This window comes from Phytohabitans kaempferiae, from assembly GCF_042433955.1.
Lineage (GTDB): Bacteria > Actinomycetota > Actinomycetes > Mycobacteriales > Micromonosporaceae > Phytohabitans > Phytohabitans kaempferiae.
In genome coordinates this window covers 1-16,708 of sequence record NZ_JBHLUH010000021.1, presented here as the reverse complement: position 1 = coordinate 16,708, position 16,708 = coordinate 1, and the positions used below count along the sequence as shown (strand labels likewise).

General features: G+C 73.0%; 18 protein-coding genes. 8 read left to right on the top strand and 10 right to left on the bottom strand.

Annotated features, from left to right (window positions below; all coding sequences use genetic code 11):
* Positions 1–80: 80 nt before the first annotated feature.
* Positions 81–1,010, bottom strand: a complete 930-nt coding sequence (locus ACFFIA_RS14060; RefSeq protein ID WP_377250814.1) for an anti-sigma factor RsbA family regulatory protein — start codon at positions 1,008–1,010, stop codon at positions 81–83.
* Positions 1,011–1,185: 175 nt separating this feature from the next.
* On the opposite strand from ACFFIA_RS14060, the gene ACFFIA_RS14055 reads away from it, so the two are divergent.
* The 4 genes from ACFFIA_RS14055 to ACFFIA_RS14040 all read left to right on the top strand — a co-directional run bounded on the left by ACFFIA_RS14055 (position 1,186) and on the right by ACFFIA_RS14040 (position 4,313).
* Positions 1,186–2,202: a Ppx/GppA phosphatase family protein gene (locus tag ACFFIA_RS14055; protein WP_377250811.1), complete on the top strand. Its 1,017-nt coding sequence runs from the start codon at positions 1,186–1,188 to the stop codon at positions 2,200–2,202.
* Positions 2,203–2,243: 41 nt separating this feature from the next.
* On the top strand, positions 2,244–2,378 hold the full coding sequence (locus ACFFIA_RS14050) for a hypothetical protein (protein ID WP_377250808.1): 135 nt from the start codon (positions 2,244–2,246) through the stop codon (positions 2,376–2,378).
* 148 nt (positions 2,379–2,526) lie between these two features.
* Positions 2,527–3,156 carry a hypothetical protein gene (locus ACFFIA_RS14045; protein WP_377250806.1) on the top strand — a complete coding sequence of 210 codons (630 nt, stop codon included), beginning with the start codon at positions 2,527–2,529 and terminating at the stop codon, positions 3,154–3,156.
* Positions 3,153–4,313, top strand: coding sequence for a PrsW family intramembrane metalloprotease (locus ACFFIA_RS14040; RefSeq protein WP_377250803.1), 1,161 nt, complete (start codon positions 3,153–3,155; stop codon positions 4,311–4,313). The genes ACFFIA_RS14045 and ACFFIA_RS14040 overlap by 4 nt, the downstream gene beginning before the upstream one ends.
* Positions 4,314–4,374: 61 nt before the next feature.
* On the opposite strand, the gene ACFFIA_RS14035 is transcribed toward ACFFIA_RS14040, so the two are convergent.
* Together ACFFIA_RS14035 and ACFFIA_RS14030 are read right to left on the bottom strand one after the other, a co-directional pair.
* A complete protein-coding gene (locus tag ACFFIA_RS14035; protein WP_377250801.1) occupies positions 4,375–4,707 on the bottom strand; it encodes a YnfA family protein in 333 nt (110 codons plus the stop codon).
* Positions 4,708–4,768: 61 nt separating this feature from the next.
* Positions 4,769–5,113: a hypothetical protein gene (locus ACFFIA_RS14030; RefSeq protein WP_377250799.1), complete on the bottom strand. Its 345-nt coding sequence runs from the start codon at positions 5,111–5,113 to the stop codon at positions 4,769–4,771.
* Positions 5,114–5,252: 139 nt separating this feature from the next.
* On the opposite strand from ACFFIA_RS14030, the gene ACFFIA_RS14025 reads away from it, so the two are divergent.
* The 3 genes from ACFFIA_RS14025 to ACFFIA_RS14015 are packed head-to-tail and all read left to right on the top strand — an operon-like array spanning position 5,253 to position 7,524.
* Entirely contained in the window at positions 5,253–5,588 is a 336-nt protein-coding gene (locus tag ACFFIA_RS14025) for a PadR family transcriptional regulator (protein WP_377250797.1), read from the top strand.
* On the top strand, positions 5,585–6,535 hold the full coding sequence (locus ACFFIA_RS14020) for a permease prefix domain 1-containing protein (RefSeq protein WP_377250795.1): 951 nt from the start codon (positions 5,585–5,587) through the stop codon (positions 6,533–6,535). The genes ACFFIA_RS14025 and ACFFIA_RS14020 overlap by 4 nt, the downstream gene beginning before the upstream one ends.
* 14 nt (positions 6,536–6,549) lie before the next feature.
* Positions 6,550–7,524, top strand: coding sequence for an NAD(P)-dependent alcohol dehydrogenase (locus ACFFIA_RS14015; RefSeq protein ID WP_377250792.1), 975 nt, complete (start codon positions 6,550–6,552; stop codon positions 7,522–7,524).
* Here ACFFIA_RS14015 and ACFFIA_RS14010 read toward each other — a convergent pair.
* From ACFFIA_RS14010 to ACFFIA_RS13980, 7 genes are all read right to left on the bottom strand, one after another.
* Entirely contained in the window at positions 7,505–9,169 is a 1,665-nt protein-coding gene (locus ACFFIA_RS14010) for an ArnT family glycosyltransferase (RefSeq protein ID WP_377250789.1), read from the bottom strand. The genes ACFFIA_RS14015 and ACFFIA_RS14010 overlap by 20 nt on opposite strands.
* A 167-nt stretch (positions 9,170–9,336) precedes the next feature.
* Entirely contained in the window at positions 9,337–9,861 is a 525-nt protein-coding gene (locus ACFFIA_RS14005; protein WP_377250786.1) for a hypothetical protein, read from the bottom strand.
* A gap of 3 nt (positions 9,862–9,864) precedes the next feature.
* Complete coding sequence (locus tag ACFFIA_RS14000; protein WP_377250783.1) at positions 9,865–11,103, bottom strand: phosphotransferase; 1,239 nt, start codon at positions 11,101–11,103, stop codon at positions 9,865–9,867.
* 56 nt (positions 11,104–11,159) lie between these two features.
* A complete protein-coding gene (locus ACFFIA_RS13995) occupies positions 11,160–11,822 on the bottom strand; it encodes a response regulator transcription factor (RefSeq protein ID WP_377250780.1) in 663 nt (220 codons plus the stop codon).
* Positions 11,819–13,303 carry a sensor histidine kinase gene (locus ACFFIA_RS13990; protein WP_377250777.1) on the bottom strand — a complete coding sequence of 495 codons (1,485 nt, stop codon included), beginning with the start codon at positions 13,301–13,303 and terminating at the stop codon, positions 11,819–11,821. Before ACFFIA_RS13990 ends, ACFFIA_RS13995 begins: the two co-directional genes overlap by 4 nt.
* A complete protein-coding gene (locus ACFFIA_RS13985; protein ID WP_377250774.1) occupies positions 13,278–13,679 on the bottom strand; it encodes a hypothetical protein in 402 nt (133 codons plus the stop codon). The genes ACFFIA_RS13990 and ACFFIA_RS13985 overlap by 26 nt, the downstream gene beginning before the upstream one ends.
* Before the next feature lie 136 nt (positions 13,680–13,815).
* Positions 13,816–13,938 carry a winged helix-turn-helix domain-containing protein gene (locus tag ACFFIA_RS13980; RefSeq protein WP_377251249.1) on the bottom strand — a complete coding sequence of 41 codons (123 nt, stop codon included), beginning with the start codon at positions 13,936–13,938 and terminating at the stop codon, positions 13,816–13,818.
* Between the two features lie 1,180 nt (positions 13,939–15,118).
* On the opposite strand from ACFFIA_RS13980, the gene ACFFIA_RS13975 reads away from it, so the two are divergent.
* Positions 15,119–16,663, top strand: coding sequence for a pectate lyase family protein (locus ACFFIA_RS13975; RefSeq protein ID WP_377250772.1), 1,545 nt, complete (start codon positions 15,119–15,121; stop codon positions 16,661–16,663).
* Positions 16,664–16,708 lie beyond the last annotated feature (45 nt).

Below are 16,708 nucleotides of genomic sequence, written 5' to 3'. Positions count from 1 at the left end.
TCAGGTGAGCCCCGCCGCCGCGCGGATGCTCAAGTCGCGCTTCGACGTGACGACCGGCGTGTACGCGAAGGCGACGGTGCTCACCGTGCGCTGAGGCGCATGTGCAGCCGGATCGTGGTCGCGCCCGGCCGGCTGTGCACGCGCACCAGGTCGCAGAGCTGGTTGACCAGGATCAGCCCGCGCCCGCCGGTGGAGCTGGTCAGCGGCGGCGGCACCCGGCCGGCCAGTGGGTCGGCGATGTGTCCCCCGTCGCGCACCTGGCACACCAGGTCGCCGCCCTCGGTCCAGGCGGAGAGCGTGCCCTGGCCGGGCGTGTGCGCGACGGTGTTGGTGGCCAGCTCGTTGACCGCGATCATGAGGTCGTCGGCGCGGTCTGCCCCGAGCCCGGCCGCCTCGGCCAGGTCGATCACGAAGGCGCGCACCTTCGCCAGCCCGGTGAGATCGACCGCGATCATGGTGGCGTCGGCCGGCGGGTCGGGCAGCGGCAGGTTGAAGCTCTCCGCCAGCGCGACCGGGTCGGCGTATCGCGGGCTCGCCACGCGACCCTCCGGCGTGATGACCGCCGGGTGCGTGCGGTGGGCGTCGTCGATCGCCTCCGGGGCGAGCCCGGCCACGTCGTACGGGCACAGGATGCGCGCCGCCCGCCCGGCGAAGACCGCGTTGATCAGCGCCTCGTGCTGCACGCAGGCTGGGTACTCCAGCGGGGTGCGGCCGGGCCAGACCTGCTCCTCGACAATCCGCACCGGCCGGTCGGGATGTGCGTTGGCGAAGGCGAGCAGCACGGCGGGCAGGATGCGGCCGGGGTTGCCACCGGCCCGCGTCATGTCGTGGAAGGTCACCCGCCCGGCGTCGGCACCCAACCCGTCGCGGATGCGGTCGAGGTTGGCCCCCGGCACCGCCACCGCGACCGGCTCGCTGGCGGCCAGCCCGGCCCGGACGAACGAAAGCGTGCCGGCCAGCAGCTCGCCGGCGTCGCGGTAGAGCAGGGCGAGGTGGTCGAAGGCGGTCACCGGCTGCCCTCCAGCACGAGGAGCCCGGCCACCGCGGCGAAGGGATGCCCCATGAGCGCCGCTCCTTCCCCCTGGTGTCGCCGGCCTGCCACGTCACGGTACCCCGCGTCTGCGCAGGTCGCAGCGGAGGTCCGGGGCCGGCGTTAAGCCGCCTCCGCCAGGGGTAACCACGCGCATGCGCATCGGGGTACTGGACGTCGGATCGAACACGGCCCACCTGCTGGTGGCCGACACGAGCGGCGGGATGCCGCTGCCCGTACGCACGGCGAAGACCCGGCTCCGCCTCGCCGAGCGGGTCGGCCCCGACGGGATGCTCGACGAGGCCGCGATCGGGCGGCTGTCGGACGCCGTGTCACTCGCCGTCGCGCAGGCCCGAGAGATGGGGGTCGAGGAGCTTTTCGGGTACGCCACCGCCACCATCCGCGACGCCCCCAACAGCCAGGAGGCCCTTTCCGCGGTACGCCACCGCGCGGGCGTGACGCTCGGTGTGCTCTCCGGGATCGAGGAGGCGGAGCTGACCTACCTGGCCGCCCGGCGGTGGATGGGCTGGCGGGCCGGTCCGCTGCTGGTACTCGACATCGGCGGCGGCTCGGTGGAGGTCGCGTACGGACGGGACGTCACCGCCGAGCTGGCGGTCTCGCTCCCCCTCGGCGCCGGCCGGCTCACCCGCGAGCGGCTGCCCGGCGACCCGCCGAGCACCGGACAGGTCAAGGCGCTCCGCGAGTACCTGCGGGAGGAGTTCGGCGGGCTCGCGCAGCGGCTGCGGTGGGCCCGGCCACGTACGGCGGTGGCCACCTCCCGCACGTTCCACCAGCTGGCCCGGCTCTGCGGCGCCCCGCCGCCGCGGCGCGGACCGTTCGTGCAGCGGCTGCTCCACCGCAAGGCACTGGGCCGGCAACTGCCCAACCTGGCCCGGCTCCCCACCGCCGACCGGGCCCGGCTGCCCGGCATCTCGGCGGCGCGCGCGGGCCAGACGCTGGCCGGCGCGCTGGTGGCGCACACCGCGATGGACCTCTTCGACCTGCGGCGGGTCATGGTCTGCCCGTGGGCGCTGCGCGAGGGGATACTGCTGCGCCGGCTGGAGTCGGCGGTGTGGTGGCGGGAACGGAGCGTCGATCTGGGCACGCTCCGCCCGGTGCCGATGCCGGCGCGGACCGCGGTCGTACCGATCGGGACAGCCCGCCGCCGGTGAGCCGGGTACATCGACGCACATGACCGGTGTGCTGCGCCAGTATGAAACAAGGCGGTGTAACAAAAAGCGCCCGCGTCACCGTGCGCGCCGTCGCGGCCGAGACCGGGCTCTCCATCGCCACGGTCTCCCGCGTGATCAACGGGCGGGCCAACCAGAAGTGGAACGCGCCCGCCTGACGTGGGGCTGGACAGGAGGGCCACCGCGCCTCGGCGGTGGCCCTCCGGGCGTACTCATCGCGTCATTCCTCGGTGGCCCAGGCGGTAGCGGTGGGATTATCCCATTACGGAGTGTGTTCGCACGCTCGCCGAGCGTATGGGAGGGTCGATGTTCGACGCGGGGGCGCCGCACACGTGGGTACCCGTGGAGCGGCGCTGGTTCGGCTTCGACCGCACCACGATCGCCCCCGCGCTGGTCGTGCTCGCGCTGGCGGTGGTGCTGGCGCTGGTGATACCCACGGTCGACCACGCGATCTCCGCCGGCGAGCGGGTGCGCCCCGGCGACGTCGTGGTGCTCCAGGGAGACATCGAGTTCATACCGGCGACGGGCTGGGAGCTGACCGACGGGATCCTGCGCGGCGAGGAGCCCCGCTCGGGCGCCCCCTCCACCGCCGCCGTGGTACGGGGGCCGATGTCGCTGTCGGTACGCACCGGGAGCTTCACCGGCACGCCGCTCGCGCTGCTCGACCAGATCAAGCAGACCACCGACGAGCTGCACGGCAAGCGCGGGCTGCACGTGACCGGGGGCGTGGCGGCGATCCAGACGCGCGGCGGCGACCAGGGCGTGATCGCGCGCTACCGGGGCAGCTCGGCGGCCGGGGTCCTCGCCGCGTTCGTCATCGGCGGCACCGGCGTCGAGGTCGTGGCCACCGGGCCGCCCGGGACGCCCGCCGCGCCCACGCAGGACGTCGCCAGCATGATCACGAGCGTCGGCGCCGACCGGGAGGGGCCGCGATGACCACGGAGAGTGGGCTGCTGGACGCCCGCCAGGCGGCGCTGCGCGAGTCGGGCTGGGGCACGCGGTTCGTCTTCTTCCAGCCGCGCAACCTCGCCATGTGGGTCTACCTGCTGCTGGTCGGGGCCGGCGCGGTGATCTGGTTCCGGTACGCCGCCGGCCAGGCCAACGCGTACGGCGAGGTGCTGATCGTCGCCACCGTCCTCTTCGGACTGTACGGCGCGCTCTTCTGGTGGTTCACCCAGCGGATCGACCGGTACGCGCACCAGTCCCGCAAGCTCATCGTGGTGGCGTTTCTGTGGGGCGCGTTCGCGGCGCCGTGGGCGCTGGCGGGCAACGCCAACGCGTCCGTCATCTCGTTGTGGGGCAAGGCGTTCGGCCAGGCCTGGGCGATCGACTGGGGCGCCGGGCTCACCGCGCCGTTCACCGAGGAGCTGTCCAAGGGCTTCGGCATCCTGCTGCTCATCGCGATGGCGCCTCGGCTGGTGGCGACGGCCTTCGACGGGTTCGTGCTGGGCGCGTTCATCGGGCTGGGCTTCCAGCTGCTGGAGGACGTCCAGTACGCGCTGAGCAGCGCCGGCGACCAGTTCGGCGCCAACCCTCTCGGCAACGCGATCACCACGATCGTGGCGCGGATGACGCTGGGGGTCGCCGCGCACATCCTCTACAGCGCGGTCTTCTGCACCGGTCTCGTGTACTTCCTCGGCCGCCCCGCCGAGCCCCGCCAGCGCGGGCGTGGCCTGCTGCTGATGGCGAGCGCGATGGTGCTGCACGGGCTGTGGGACAACGTCGGCGGCATCGTGGGCCCGTACGGGCTGCTCGTACCCGTGTTCTGGCTCCTGCTGGCCGGGCTGGCGTTCTTCCTGGTGATCCGGGCCTTCAAGTGGAGCGTGCCGCGCGAGCGGGCGTTCATGCGGGAGGTCATGGCGCCCGAGGTCGCCGACGGCACGATCACGCGGGAGGAGCTGGACACGCTCGCCGGCGACCGCAAGGCCCGCAAGGCCTACCGCAGGTCGGGGCACGGCCACACCGAGCGCCGCCGCCGCGGACACCTGCTGGAGGCCGCCCACGACCTCGCCGACGAGCTGGCGAAATCGGGCGGCCAGGAGACCCCACGCGTCCAGTACGCGCGCACCGAACTGGCCCGCCTCCGCGTCTGAGCACGCGTCTCTCAGCCGCGCGCTCTCCCCCGCAGGCACGCCTTCAGCCGCAGGCACGCCTTCAGCCGCGCGGGGCGTACATGATGACGGCGACGCCGAGCAGGCAGATCGCGGCGCCCGCGAAGTCCCACCGATCGGGGCGGAAGCGGTCGACCACCATCGCCCACGCCAGCGAGCCGGCGACGAAGATCCCCCCGTACGCCGCGAGGACCCGCCCGAAGTGCGCCTCCTCCTGGAGGCTGGCGGCAAAACCGTACGCCCCGAGCGCGATGATCCCGCCCGCGATCCACAGCACGCCGCGGTGCTCCCGCCACCCCTGCCAGATCAGCCAGGCACCACCGATCTCGGCGAGGGCGGCCAGCACGAACAGACCGATCGAACGGGCGAGGCTCACGGACAAGATCGTACTGACCCGCCAAGACCGCGGCGGATACGGCGGCGGCGCCAGCCCGGCGTCACGCGGCGTCGCCGGAAGCGCGGCCCGAGCCGGCTGCCGCGCGTGCCGCCAACGCGTCCAGCACATCCCGGTGCCGCGCGGGCACGGCGGCGTCGAGCGTCACCTCGCCACCGGCCACCGTGACGGTGAACGTGAAGAACGAGCAGCACGCGCTCTCCCGCACCGCCAGGTCGGCCGCGCGGCCGGCGGTGGTGGGGTCGAGCGTGAAGCTCAGCCGGGTCGGGGACGGGCGGCTCATCGCGTGGACGGCCGTCGTGAAGAGGGCGTCGAACTCGGCCAGTCGCGTGGGGCGGTCGGCGGTCGGGAGCGTACACGCGGCCGGCGCCCAGGCAGGGTCTGTCATCCACCGACCGTAGACCCGTACCTCGGTACCGGATGCAAGGGCGAAATCCGTCGCCAGAGCGCGCCCGTCGCACAACACCGGATCACGTCCAATGATGTGCGTCTTGCGATAGTGTGCAGCACACAGTATCGTGTGATGCATGCTCGACGATGAACTGCTCGCCACGCACCTCCAGGAGCTGCGGCGCGGCACCGTTGTGCTCGCCTGCCTGCTGATCCTGCGCAAGCCCAACTACGGCTACGCGCTGCTCGACCTGCTCGAGCGGAGCGGCTTCGCCGTCGACGCCAACACGCTCTATCCGCTGCTGCGCCGGCTGGAGAAGCAGGGCCTGCTCACCAGCGACTGGAACACCGACGAGTCCCGGCCGCGCAAGTTCTACCGCACCAGCGAGCTGGGCGGAGAGCTCGCCGACACGCTGAGCCACGACTGGGACGAGCTGCACGCCGCGTTCCACACCTTGAAGGGCGAGTCATGACCGCGACCACGACCACTCTCACCGACCGCTACATCGAGGCCATCCTCAGCCGCGTGCCCAGCCGGCAGCGGCCCGACATCGAGCGCGAGCTGCGTACCTCGATCGCCGACGCGGTGGACGACCGGCTCGAAGCCGGCGCCGACCCGGCGGAGGCCGAGGCGGCGGTCCTCACCGACCTTGGCGACCCGGCACGGCTGGCCGCCGGTTACGCCGACCGGCCGCTCCAGCTGATCGGCCCGGGGGTCTATCTGGAGTACACGCGGCTGCTCCGCGCCCTGCTGGTCACGGTCGTGCCCGCGGTCGCCGCGATCGTGGGGCTGGTGCAGGCGCTCGACGGCGGCGATGCCTCCGCCGTGGCCGGTGAGGCGATCGGGGCGGCGCTCACCGCCGGCCTCCACGTCGCCTTCTGGACCACGCTGCTCTTCGCGGCGATCGAGCGGTTTCCCACGCCGCGCGCGCTGCCGGTGCAGAAGTGGACGCCCGAGGCGCTTCCCGAGCAGCCCAGCCGGCGCACGCGATACGCCGAGTTGATCATCGAGACGGTCGCGACCGTGCTCTTCTCGACGCTGATCCTGATCTCCCCGAGGGTCAGCACCGAGCACGACGCCGCCGGCGACCCGATCGGCTTCCTCGACCCCTGGCTGTGGGACACCGGCGTGGTCTACGTCTTCATCGGCCTGCTGATCGCCAGCCTCGGCCTCTCCTTCACCAAGTACTACGCGCGGCAGACCGTCCCGCTCGTCGTCGGGCGGGCGCTCGCCGACATCGCCACCGCGCTCACGCTCATCTGGATCGCGGCCAACGACCACCTGCTCAACCCCGCGTTTGTCGAGGCGGCCGGCTGGTCGGCGGCGGACCGGTGGACCAACGGCATCATCATCGCAATCTCGATCGGCACGCTGCTGCACGCCGTCTTCGGCGGTATCAGCGCGATCCGCCGGCGCTGAGAGGAGCGCACGTCATGAAGGCCATCGTCTACGAGCGGTACGGCTCCCCCGACGTCCTGCGCTACGCGGACGTGGAGCGCCCCACCGCCGGCCGCGGCCAGGTGCTCGTCAAGGTGCACGCCGCCGCGCTCAACTTCGGCGACCGGGCCGCCCTGCGCGGCGAGCCGCACGCCATCCGGCTGGCGATGGGGCTGCGCCGGCCGCGGGCCACCATCCTCGGCCGGGCCATCGCCGGCACGGTCGAGGCGGTCGGGGCGGGCGTGACCGCGTTCCGCCCCGGCGACGCGGTGCTCACCGAGGTCAACCAGCGCGGCTTCGCGGAGTACGCGGTGGCGCCGGCCAGGCACCTCACGGCCAAGCCCGAGGGGGTCACCTTCGAGCAGGCGGCCACGCTGCCGATCTCCGGCGTCGCGGCCCTTCAGGGGCTGCGCCTCGGCGAGGTGGGGCCGGGCACGCGGCTGCTGGTCAACGGCGCCTCCGGCGGGGTCGGCACGTTCGCTGTGCAACTCGCCAAGTCGTTCGGCGCCGACGTCACCGCGGCCTGCGGCGGCCGCAACGCCGAGCTGGTGCGCTCGATCGGCGCCGACCGCGTGGTCGACTACACCACCGACGACGTCACGGCCGGCGACGCCCGCTTCGACGTGGTGTTCGACCTGGCCGGCGACAGGTCGCTCGCCGCGATGCGCCGGGTCCTCATCCGGAAGGGGACGTACATCCCCTCCTTCGGCACCGGCGGCAGGTCGCTCGGCCCGATGCCCCGGCTGCTGCGCACGATGGTGACCGCCCCGTTCGTGTCGCAGCGGCTGCGCCCCCTCGTGAGCACGTCCCGCGCCGCCGAGCTGGACGAGCTGGCCGCGATGGTCGCGGCGGGCACGCTCGACCCGGTGATCGAGCGCTCCTGCCCATTGAGCGAGACGGCCGACGCTATCCGGTTCGTCGAGGAGCACCACGCGCGGGGCAAGTTCGTGCTCACCGTCGGTAAAGCGTGATCGAGTGCCCCACCGAGTCGATCGGCTCGCTCGTGCGGATCAGCTCCGCGAGCGGGCCGGTGGCCTTGGCGACCGAGCTGTTGGAGACGACCAGCAGCCCGCGCACCTCGCCGGCGGGCACGGCGAGCGGGTCGGACGCCTCGATGCCGTACCACGAAGGCACGCCGCTCCCCTTGTAGACCAGCCAGACCCGCTCCCCCGCGTACCGCTCGCGCAGCCGGTCGGTCAGCCGCCCCAGGTCCTGCCCCCAGTCCACATTGGAGTCGTGCAGATTTTCGTGGGTCCTCGCCGCCCCGCCGAACGCCTCGTTCGAGTAGGGCAGGTAGTACGGGAACGTGCGCAGCGAGCTGGCCGCCACCAGCAGCACCAGCACCACCGCGCCGATCCGGGCCCACCGCCAGCGCACCGTCAACACCACGGCGGCCGCCACGGCGAGGAAGATCGGCACCACCAGCGCGTACCGCGTGCCGAAGTCGCGCGAGCCGGTCATCGCGACGCCGAGCAGCACGGCGGCGGGCACAAGCACGTACGGCGCCGCCGCCCGCAGCCGCGGCGCCGCCAGCATCGTCACCGCGCCGGCCAGCCACAGCGCGATCGCGCCGAGCGGCGACTTCACCAGCAGCGCGGCGGGCAGGTAGTACCACCGGCCGCCGCTGTACAGCTCGCCGAAGAGGAAGCCGCTCCACCGCGAGTCCTCGAACCGGAACTGGATGCGCAGCCCGTCCCGGTACGCCTCCGGGAACGGCAGCAGGTCGGCGGCGAGCCCGCGCAGCCCCCCGCTGGCCGGCACGTCCGGCGGCGGTACCCAGGCCAGCCGGGGGTCGACCGCCAGGTAGCTCGCCCACACCACGGCCACCGCGATCACCGCCGCGCCGCCCGCTGCCCCCAGGCCCCACGCCGCCGCGCGCCAGGTCCGCCCGCCGGCCGCCCACACCGAGAGCACGACCAGCAGAAGCAGCACTGGTACGGCCGGGAGGGCGCTCATTTTGGTAGCCAGTCCCGCACCGAGGGCGAGCCCGGCGAGGGGCGCGTAGAGCCGGGGGCGCTGCCGCGCCCGCCACGCCATCCACGCGCCGGTGAGCAGGAAGCCGACCACCGGCACGTCGAGCGTCGCCAGCGAACCGTGCGCGATGACGTCGGGCGAGAAGGCGTACAGGGCGAGGGCGGCGAGCCCGCCTGCCGGTCCGGCCACGTCCCGCGCGAAGCCGAGCACCACCAGCCCGAAGAGCAGCGTCAGCACGATCACCGGCAGCCGGGCGAGGAACATCAGCCGCCACGCGTCGTGACCTGACTCGTACAGCAGGTGGCGGCCGAGCGCGCCCTGGTCGCCCTGAAAGCCGGGGTCAACCTCCGCACCCGAGAAGGCCAGCCCGGCGCCGATGAGCAGCTTGCCGAGCGGGGGGTGCTCGGGGTTGTACCGCAGGTCGTGCTCCTGCGTCTGCCACACGGCCGCGCCGGCGTACACCGGCTCGTCGATCGTGGGGGTCTGCTGCACCGCCGCGGTGACCATGGCGACCGCCATCTGCCCGAGGATCGCCGCCACGACCAGCGGGTACAGCCATCGCCGGTGCCGCCCCAGCACCGTGGACCGGCCCACCTCGGGCTCGGCCGCCGCCGGCACGGGCGGGGACACCGTCTTCGTCATCGTCACAGGCTCACACTCCCTGACGTTTGATACGGGCGGGCAGGCGGCATGTGTTCAACGAAACGGGCAGGCAATCCGTCTCCGCCCAGCCATCTCCGCGAGGCCAGCGCCGCAAAAGGCCGCGGCCCGACCGGTTGGTCGGGCCGCGGCGCAAGGGGCGGGAATGCTCAGTCGCCGGAGTCGGCGGAGCCACCTGAGTCGCCGGAGTTGCGGGAGTCACCGGAGTTGCCGGAGTCACCGGAGTTGGCCGAGCCGCCCCCACCGCCCTTCTTTCGGGGCGCCGGGGAGTCGGCGGAGTCGTCGCCGCCACCGCCGTGGCGGACGGCCGGGGAGTCGGCCGAGTCGGCGGCGGGCTTGGCCGGCTTGCGTACCGGGGCGGGCGAGTCGTTCGCCGACTCGGCGGCGCTGTCGGCGGATTCGGGCGAGGGGTCCGTCCACTTCGGATCGCCGGGGCTGTCGCCCGCGGAGCCGGCCGAGTCGAACGGCGACTCGCCCGGGCTGTCGGCCGACTCCGGCGAGTCGTCAGCGCCGCCGGCGGTACCCCCGTCGGTCCTGCTCTCGATCTCGATGGGCTGGACCTTGTCCTTGAGCTGGATGCCGTCGCTCGCGGCGGCCGCGCCCGCGACGCCGGCCAGGATGGCGGCGGCGCCAGCGCCAGCGACGGCGATCCGCCACGGTCGGTTTACGCGCATCTGTCAGTCCTCCTTCTCGGTGTGGCTTCCAGCCTCGGCGACCCCGGTGAGAGGAGCGTGGCCGCGAGATGAGGAGTCGTTCATGGTACGGGCGCTCGCGACCCACCGCTCGGCCAGGTCGAGACGGCGGCGGGTCGCGGCCGGCCAGCCGGGCTCCTGCACGCGGTGCGGGCCGGTGGCCAGCGACAGCACCACGGCGGCCACGCGGTAGCGCAGGGCGGCCGGGTCGACCGCGCGCTCGAACACGCCGAGGTACCGCGCGCCGAGCCGGTTGATGGCTGTCGCTTGTGGACGGTACAGCTCGGCGAGCACGGAGAGGTGGCCGAGCACGCAGGCGAGGTCGTCCAGGCGTTCGCCCGGCCCGGCCGTGTCGATGTCGAGCAACCCCGCGATCCGGTCGCCGGCCACGAGTAGCTGCGCCTCGTAGAGGTCGCCGTGCACCGGCGCGACCTCGCCCCGCCCGCTCGCCGCGGCGATCGCGCCCGCCAGGCCCGCCGCCCGCTCGGCCACCTCGGGCAGCGCACCGCCCACGACGGCCGCGTAATGCGGCGCCTTCTCCGCCCAGGTGCGCCGTCGCCGGCCCACCGCCAGCTCCGCGGGGAGCCGGTCCAGCAGGTCCGGTATGGACTGACCCGACGGTAGGCCGGGGTCGCCGGCGCGCAGGACCTGCCGGAGGGTACGGCCGGGAAGCGCCTGGAGCACCAGCAGCCCGTCGGGCGTGTGGCCGAGGCTGGGCGGCGCGGGCACGCCGGCGGCGACAAGCATGCGGTGCCGCTCGTGCAGCCGGCGTACCCGGCCCGGGCGGACCACCTTGAGGAAGAGGCGACCGCGCTCCCCCACCGCCTCGATGACCGCGCGCCGGCGGGGACGGTAGGCGCGCACGGTGAGCCGCACCGGCCCGCCGCCGAAACCGAAGCCGTCGAGCAGCTCGGCGACCGCGTGCTCGTCGGCCGCGGCGGCGAGCGCGGGCAGCTCGGGGTCGTACGGGAAGCGCCACACGCCCACCTGCTCGGTGCCGTCGTCGAGCACGGGGACGCCCGCCGGGATGGCTCCCGTGCAGGCCGCCATCCGCTCGTGCGTGTCGCGCCCGTCGGGCCACCGGACGCGCACCTCGTACGCGGCCGTGCACCCCTTGCCCGGCTGGTTGTCCACCTGGCGGGCCCGCCAGGAGAGGAGCCGGGCGGGGCGTACGGCCACGCCGAGCAGGTCGCCCGCGTCCGGACCGGTGAGAAGCCGTGTCATACGTACACGTTCCACCATGGTCGTGAGTGGACGGTGAGCCGACCGTGAGAGTCCTCTTAGGGCTCGCGCAGCCGGTAGCCCACGCCCCGCACGGTGTGGATCAGCTCCTGGCCGAGCTTGCGCCGCAGGTATCCGATGTAGACGTCGACCACGTTGGAGCTGGGGTCGTGCGCCAGCCCCCACACGCGGTCGAGCAGCTGCTCGCGGCTGAGCACCTGCCCCGGATGGCGCATCAGCGTCTCGGCGAGCAGAAACTCCCGTGCGGTCAGCTCGACCGGCCGCCCCTCGACCGCGACCGTACGCCGCACGAGGTCCATCACCACCGCGCCCGCCCGCAGCGTGGTAGGCGTGTCCCGGCCACGGTCGCGGAGCCTGGCCCGGAGCCGGGCGAGCAGCTCCTCGAAGCTGAACGGCTTGGTCATGTAGTCGTCGGCGCCCTGGTCGAGCCCGGTCACCCGGTCAGGTACGGCGTCCCGCGCGGTCAGCACGATCACCGGGAGCCGCTCGCCCCGCGACCGGATCTGGGCCAGTACCGACAGCCCGTCCTGCCCGGGCAGCCCCAGGTCGAGGATGAGCGCGTCGAAGTCGGCACTCCGGGCGTACGCGGCCGCGTCGACGCCGGTCTCCACCACCGTCGTCACGTATCCGGCCGCGCGCAGCCCTTTGGTGAGGAACGAGGCGATCCGCGGCTCGTCCTCCGCGATCAGGATGCGGTTCATCGGGGCGCTCCCGGCTCGCGCAGCGTGGGCCGCGGGACCACCGCCCGGGCCACCTCCGGCGACCAGGGCAGCACCAGCGTGAACGTCGCGCCCGCGCCGGGGATGCTGTTGACCGCGACCGTGCCCCGGTGCGCCTGCGCGATGGCGGCGACGATGGCCAGCCCGAGCCCGGTGCCCTCGGCGCGCGCCCGCCCGTCCCGCCCTCGGGCGAAGCGGGCGAAGATGCGCTCCCGGTCTTCCGGCTCGACGCCCGGCCCGGTGTCCTGTACGGCCAGCAGGACCCGCCCGTGCTCCGACCGCGCGGAGAGCGTGATCCGGTCGCCGGCGGCGGTGAACTGCACCGCGTTCTGGGCGAGCTGCATCAGCGCCTGCGTGAGCCGCTGCCGGTCGGCCGAGATGGTCACCTCGGCCACCTCGTCGAGCTGCCAGTCGCGGTCGCCGAGGGCCACCGCCTTGGCGTACACCTCGTGCATCATCGGCGCCACGTCCACGCCGTCGAGCTGGAGGAAGTCCGGCTGCTCGGCGCGGGCCAGCATGAGCAGGTCGTCGACCATCCGGTTCATGCGGTCGAGCTCGTCGGTGACCAGCGCGACCGTCTCCGCCCGCTCGGCCGGGTCGTCGCCCATCAGCTCGAGGTGGCCGCGGACGATCGTGATCGGGGTACGCAGCTCGTGCCCCGCGTCGGCGACGAACGCCTTCTGCGCCGCGAACGCCCCCTCCAGCCGGTCGAGCATCGCGTTGAACGTGTGGGCCAGGTCGGCGACCTCGTCGGTGGCGGTCACCGCGATCCGCCGGGAGAGGTCGGTCTCCTCGATGACCCGGGCGGTCTCGGTGACCTGCCGCAGCGGGCGCAGGGCGCGGCCCATCGCGAGGTAGCCGCCGGCGGCCACCACCACGAGCACGAGCAGGCAGGCGAGGGCCATGGTCTGCACCGCCCGGTCGATCTCGGCGCGCCGCTCGGCGCCGAACTCGGCGACCACCACGTGCCCGCGTACGGCGCCGTCGATGGTCACCGGTACGGCCAGCCACCGCCCCGCGCCGGCCGGACCGCCGTCGACCTCGCCGTACGTGCTGTCGCGGAGCGCGGTCCAGCGGGCGACCAGCGCGGCGTCGGCGGCCAGGTCGTACGGCGGGCTTTCGGTGCCGCGGTAGAACGCCCCGTCCACGAAGATCAACACCGCCTCGCCCTGCTGCGGCTCGTTGCGCAGCAGGTAGGTGTCGGCGATGGCCCGCAGGTCGGTGCCGAACGGCTGCCCGGTGGTGGGGTTGCGCCCGTCGACCAGGCGACGGAACTCGGTGACCTCCTGCCGCATGTCCGCCGTGATCTGGTTTTCCAGCTGGTTGAGCAGCACCTGGCGGATCACCACCACGGAGGCGAGGCTGGCGATCGAGAGCAGTGCGAGCGCCCAGCCGAGCAGCCGCAGCCGCAGCCCCAGCGGGGGCCGCCAGCGCCGCTCAGTCGTCGTCGCTGTCGTCCCCATCGCCGTCGTCCCCATCGCCGGAGTCGGCGGAGTCGTCGGGCTCGGCGTCGTCGTCGGGCTCGTCGGGTTCGTCTTCGGGGGAACCGGCAGGGGCATCGTCGTCGTCGGGTCGGCTGCCGCCCCCGGGGGCTGATGACCGGGCGGGCCGGTCGTCGGCATCGTCATCGTCGTCGTCTCCGCTGGCGGGCCTGGGTACGGTGCCCGCACTGGGCGGTGCCGTCTCATTCTGCCCGTTTTCGATCTCGCTGGCGGCCGGCACCTTGATCTCGATGGCCGGGACCCGGCCGGGTGGGAGCAGCGCCGGCAGGCCCACGCCGGTCAGGAGCGCGGCCAGCGCCGTCAGCCCGATCCCCGTCGCCACCTTCTGCGCGCTCATGTCCGTCCTCGCTTCGCCGCGGGCGGGCATGAGGCTCCAGACACGCTGTGCCCGATGGTTCGCTCGCCGCGCTCGGTCATGCCCCCAACCTGACGGACCAGCGTGATCACGCGATGAGGCCACGATGAGAGGACTCTCATGTACGGAGGCGGTAGCCGAAGCCACGCAGCGTCTCGATCACGTTCTCGCCGAGCTTCTTGCGGAGCGCGCTCACGTAAACGTTGACGAGGTTGGTGCTCGGTCGAAGTGACCAGGAGATCCATCTCCAGGAACTCGGACCTGGTGTCGTGTGTGGGAGAGCTGTCGAGCTGGGCGCGCCGGTGCGCCCAACCCTGGGACGGGCGCCGGATGCTGGGGCTGGTGGTGTGGATGCCGGTGGGCCAGCCGCGCCGGATCCTGCGGGGTGTGCGTGGGCGTTGTCGGGGACATAGTCCTTTCAAACCGGCCGCGAGGGTCTGCGTCTCTGACATAGCCCCTTTTGCGATGCGACCAGGCCCGGCGGCGGCGTGGCAACAGCGGTCGGTGTGGGCACGCGCGAGCGCGCTGAGCGGCTTTCGCTGTGGAGGTCCGGCCATCAGGCCGCACGCCGGCGCGGCGAGCCAACGCCCCACACCCCAGTGATCACGGCGAGCCTGCCCGATCTAGACGACCTGTGGCGTCAATAGCAGCCGTGACTCGTCTTGATCCAGGGGGTTGCCCTGCCCGGTGGGCGGACCAGGCCGCCGGTCCAACGAACTATCCCGACCGATCGCGCAACTGAGGGAGTGTGCCGGCGATTGGGCGCGAGTTGGGCGCGTTGGCGCGCCCAGCTCGACAGCTTTCTTGAACACGGACCCGACCTGCCGCCCGGGGCAACCCCGGGCTGGTCGCGGACAACATCTTGCCGTGAGTGAGAATTCAAGATTCACAGGATGGTGCCCGGGACCGGGGCCGCCCGCGTTGGGTCGGGTCGGGATCGTGGGGACGCGGAGGGTGCGGCTGCGGGAGCAGCGGCCCGGAGCACGACGGGCGTCGCGGCAGCTCCCCTCTGCCAAACCGGAATCGAACCGCGACGCGAAGCGCGAGCATCGACCGCAACCGATCTCTAGACGCGGCGCCGCCGAAGTTGCCGTTGGCGTACGCGCCGCCGATCTGGGCGGTCACCGGCCATTCCCGGTATCCGGAGCCGGACGTGGTGGTGGCCACCGTGCCGGTGGTGGCCTTCACCACCGAGTCCTGCCCGTAGTCGCTCGACGCCGACGACTGGAGGACCCAACTGTCCGCGTTGGCCCCGAGCGTCAGCGTCCGGCCGGGGCGGTGCCCACTCGCCGGTCGAACACCGTGGCCCGCCGTACGGCGATCTCTGCAACATTCCTGCACATCGATCCTCTTGACCGCAGGAAAGGGCTTTCCTAGCGTTGTTTCCTAACGGTTAACGCTGATCGTTAGGAGAGGCGCCCATGCCCCACACAGGACGGAGGGCGCTGCTCGCCGCGGCCCTCGCCGGCGCGGTAGCCGCCGCGCTCGTGTTCGTCGGCGTGCACTCGGCCCACGCCGCCACCCTCTACAGCACCGACTTCTCGGCGGGCGCGAACGGCTGGACCCGCTCCGGCGGGAGCTGGTCCGTGGTCACGGACGGCACCGCCGTCTACCGCCAGTCGGGCACCGGCAGCGACGCCCGCGCGCTCGCCGGCACCAGCTCGTGGACCAACTACGCCGTCGAGGCGCGGGTGAAGCCGACCGGTTTCAACGGCAGCGCGCGCCACGCCGGGATCATCGCCCGCGCGCAGAGCACCAGCGGCTACTACTACCTCGCGCTCACCAACACCGGCCAGGTGCAGCTCGGCCGCCGCGGGTCGGGCGGGCACACCGCGCTGGCGTCGGCGTCCGCGGCGGTGTCGCTCAACACGTGGTACCAGCTGCGCCTCGAAGCGTCCGGCAGCACGCTGCGCGGCTTCCTCGACGGGCAGTTGGTCGCGACCGCCACGGACGGGACGTACACGTCGGGCCGGGTCGGGCTGACCACCTACTACGCCAGCGCCTCCTTCGACGACGTCCTGGTGACCGACTCCGCCGGCCCCACACCGACCACCACCTCGCCCACGCCGGGCGTGACCACCTCACCGCCGCCGCAGCCGGTGCCGGGCCAGGCCGACGGCCACGCCAGCGTCAACGCGCTGGGCCAGAACGGCACCACCGGCGGCGCGGGCGGCCCCACCGTCACCGTGACCACGGCGGCGGAGCTGGCCCAGTACGCGGGGGCGAACACGCCGTACGTCATCCGGGTCTCCGGCCGCATCGCGGTCGACGACATGGTCACGGTGGTGGCCAACAAGAGCATCATCGGCGTCGGATCGACCGCCGAGATCGTGGGCGGCGGCCTCCAACTCGGTACGACCACGCGCCCCGGCCACAATGTCATCATCCGCAACATCACCTTCCGCGACGCGTCGGACGACTCGATCAGCGTCCACAATGGATCGCACCACGTCTGGATCGACCACAACGAGTTCTACCCCGGCTTCGACGGCTCGGTCGACGTCAAGCGGCAGTCGAGCTACGTGACCGTCTCCTGGAACCACTTCCACGCCACCGACAAGAGCATGCTGGTCGGCCACTCCGACTCGTACCCGGACGACATCGGCTACCTGAAGGTCACCTACCACCACAACTACTTCGACGGCTCCAACCAGCGCCACCCCCGCGTGCGCTTCGGCGAGCCGGTCCACGTCTACAACAACTACTACCGCGGCATCGGCCTGTACGGCGTCGCATCCACCGAGAACGCGGGCGTGCTGGTGGAGGCGAACTACTTCGAGGACGTCGCCTTCCCCTGCCACTCGGTGAGCGGATACGCCGACTCGGGGCCCGGCCGCCTCGCCGAACGGGGCAACGTCTTCGTCCGCTCCGGCACCTGCGAGAGCGGCGGCACCGTGGCCGACCCGCGCTCCTACTACTCGTACACGGCGGACAGCGCGGCCTCGGTGCCGTCGCTAGACGAGTGATGCGGGGAGGGGGCTGCGGAAACAGGCAAGGGCCTCCATGATCGA

Coding starts and splice junctions, on each gene's coding strand:
- ACFFIA_RS14055 (WP_377250811.1), top strand. CDS start 1,186: ATGCGCATCGGGGTACTGGACGTCGGATCGAACACGGCCCACCTGCTG.
- ACFFIA_RS14050 (WP_377250808.1), top strand. CDS start 2,244: ATGAAACAAGGCGGTGTAACAAAAAGCGCCCGCGTCACCGTGCGCGCC.
- ACFFIA_RS14045 (WP_377250806.1), top strand. CDS start 2,527: ATGTTCGACGCGGGGGCGCCGCACACGTGGGTACCCGTGGAGCGGCGC.
- ACFFIA_RS14040 (WP_377250803.1), top strand. CDS start 3,153: ATGACCACGGAGAGTGGGCTGCTGGACGCCCGCCAGGCGGCGCTGCGC.
- ACFFIA_RS14030 (WP_377250799.1), bottom strand. CDS start 5,113: ATGACAGACCCTGCCTGGGCGCCGGCCGCGTGTACGCTCCCGACCGCC.
- ACFFIA_RS14025 (WP_377250797.1), top strand. CDS start 5,253: ATGCTCGACGATGAACTGCTCGCCACGCACCTCCAGGAGCTGCGGCGC.
- ACFFIA_RS14020 (WP_377250795.1), top strand. CDS start 5,585: ATGACCGCGACCACGACCACTCTCACCGACCGCTACATCGAGGCCATC.
- ACFFIA_RS14015 (WP_377250792.1), top strand. CDS start 6,550: ATGAAGGCCATCGTCTACGAGCGGTACGGCTCCCCCGACGTCCTGCGC.
- ACFFIA_RS14010 (WP_377250789.1), bottom strand. CDS start 9,169: ATGACGAAGACGGTGTCCCCGCCCGTGCCGGCGGCGGCCGAGCCCGAG.
- ACFFIA_RS14005 (WP_377250786.1), bottom strand. CDS start 9,861: ATGCGCGTAAACCGACCGTGGCGGATCGCCGTCGCTGGCGCTGGCGCC.
- ACFFIA_RS14000 (WP_377250783.1), bottom strand. CDS start 11,103: ATGACACGGCTTCTCACCGGTCCGGACGCGGGCGACCTGCTCGGCGTG.
- ACFFIA_RS13995 (WP_377250780.1), bottom strand. CDS start 11,822: ATGAACCGCATCCTGATCGCGGAGGACGAGCCGCGGATCGCCTCGTTC.
- ACFFIA_RS13990 (WP_377250777.1), bottom strand. CDS start 13,303: ATGGGGACGACAGCGACGACGACTGAGCGGCGCTGGCGGCCCCCGCTG.
- ACFFIA_RS13985 (WP_377250774.1), bottom strand. CDS start 13,679: ATGAGCGCGCAGAAGGTGGCGACGGGGATCGGGCTGACGGCGCTGGCC.
- ACFFIA_RS13975 (WP_377250772.1), top strand. CDS start 15,119: ATGCCCCACACAGGACGGAGGGCGCTGCTCGCCGCGGCCCTCGCCGGC.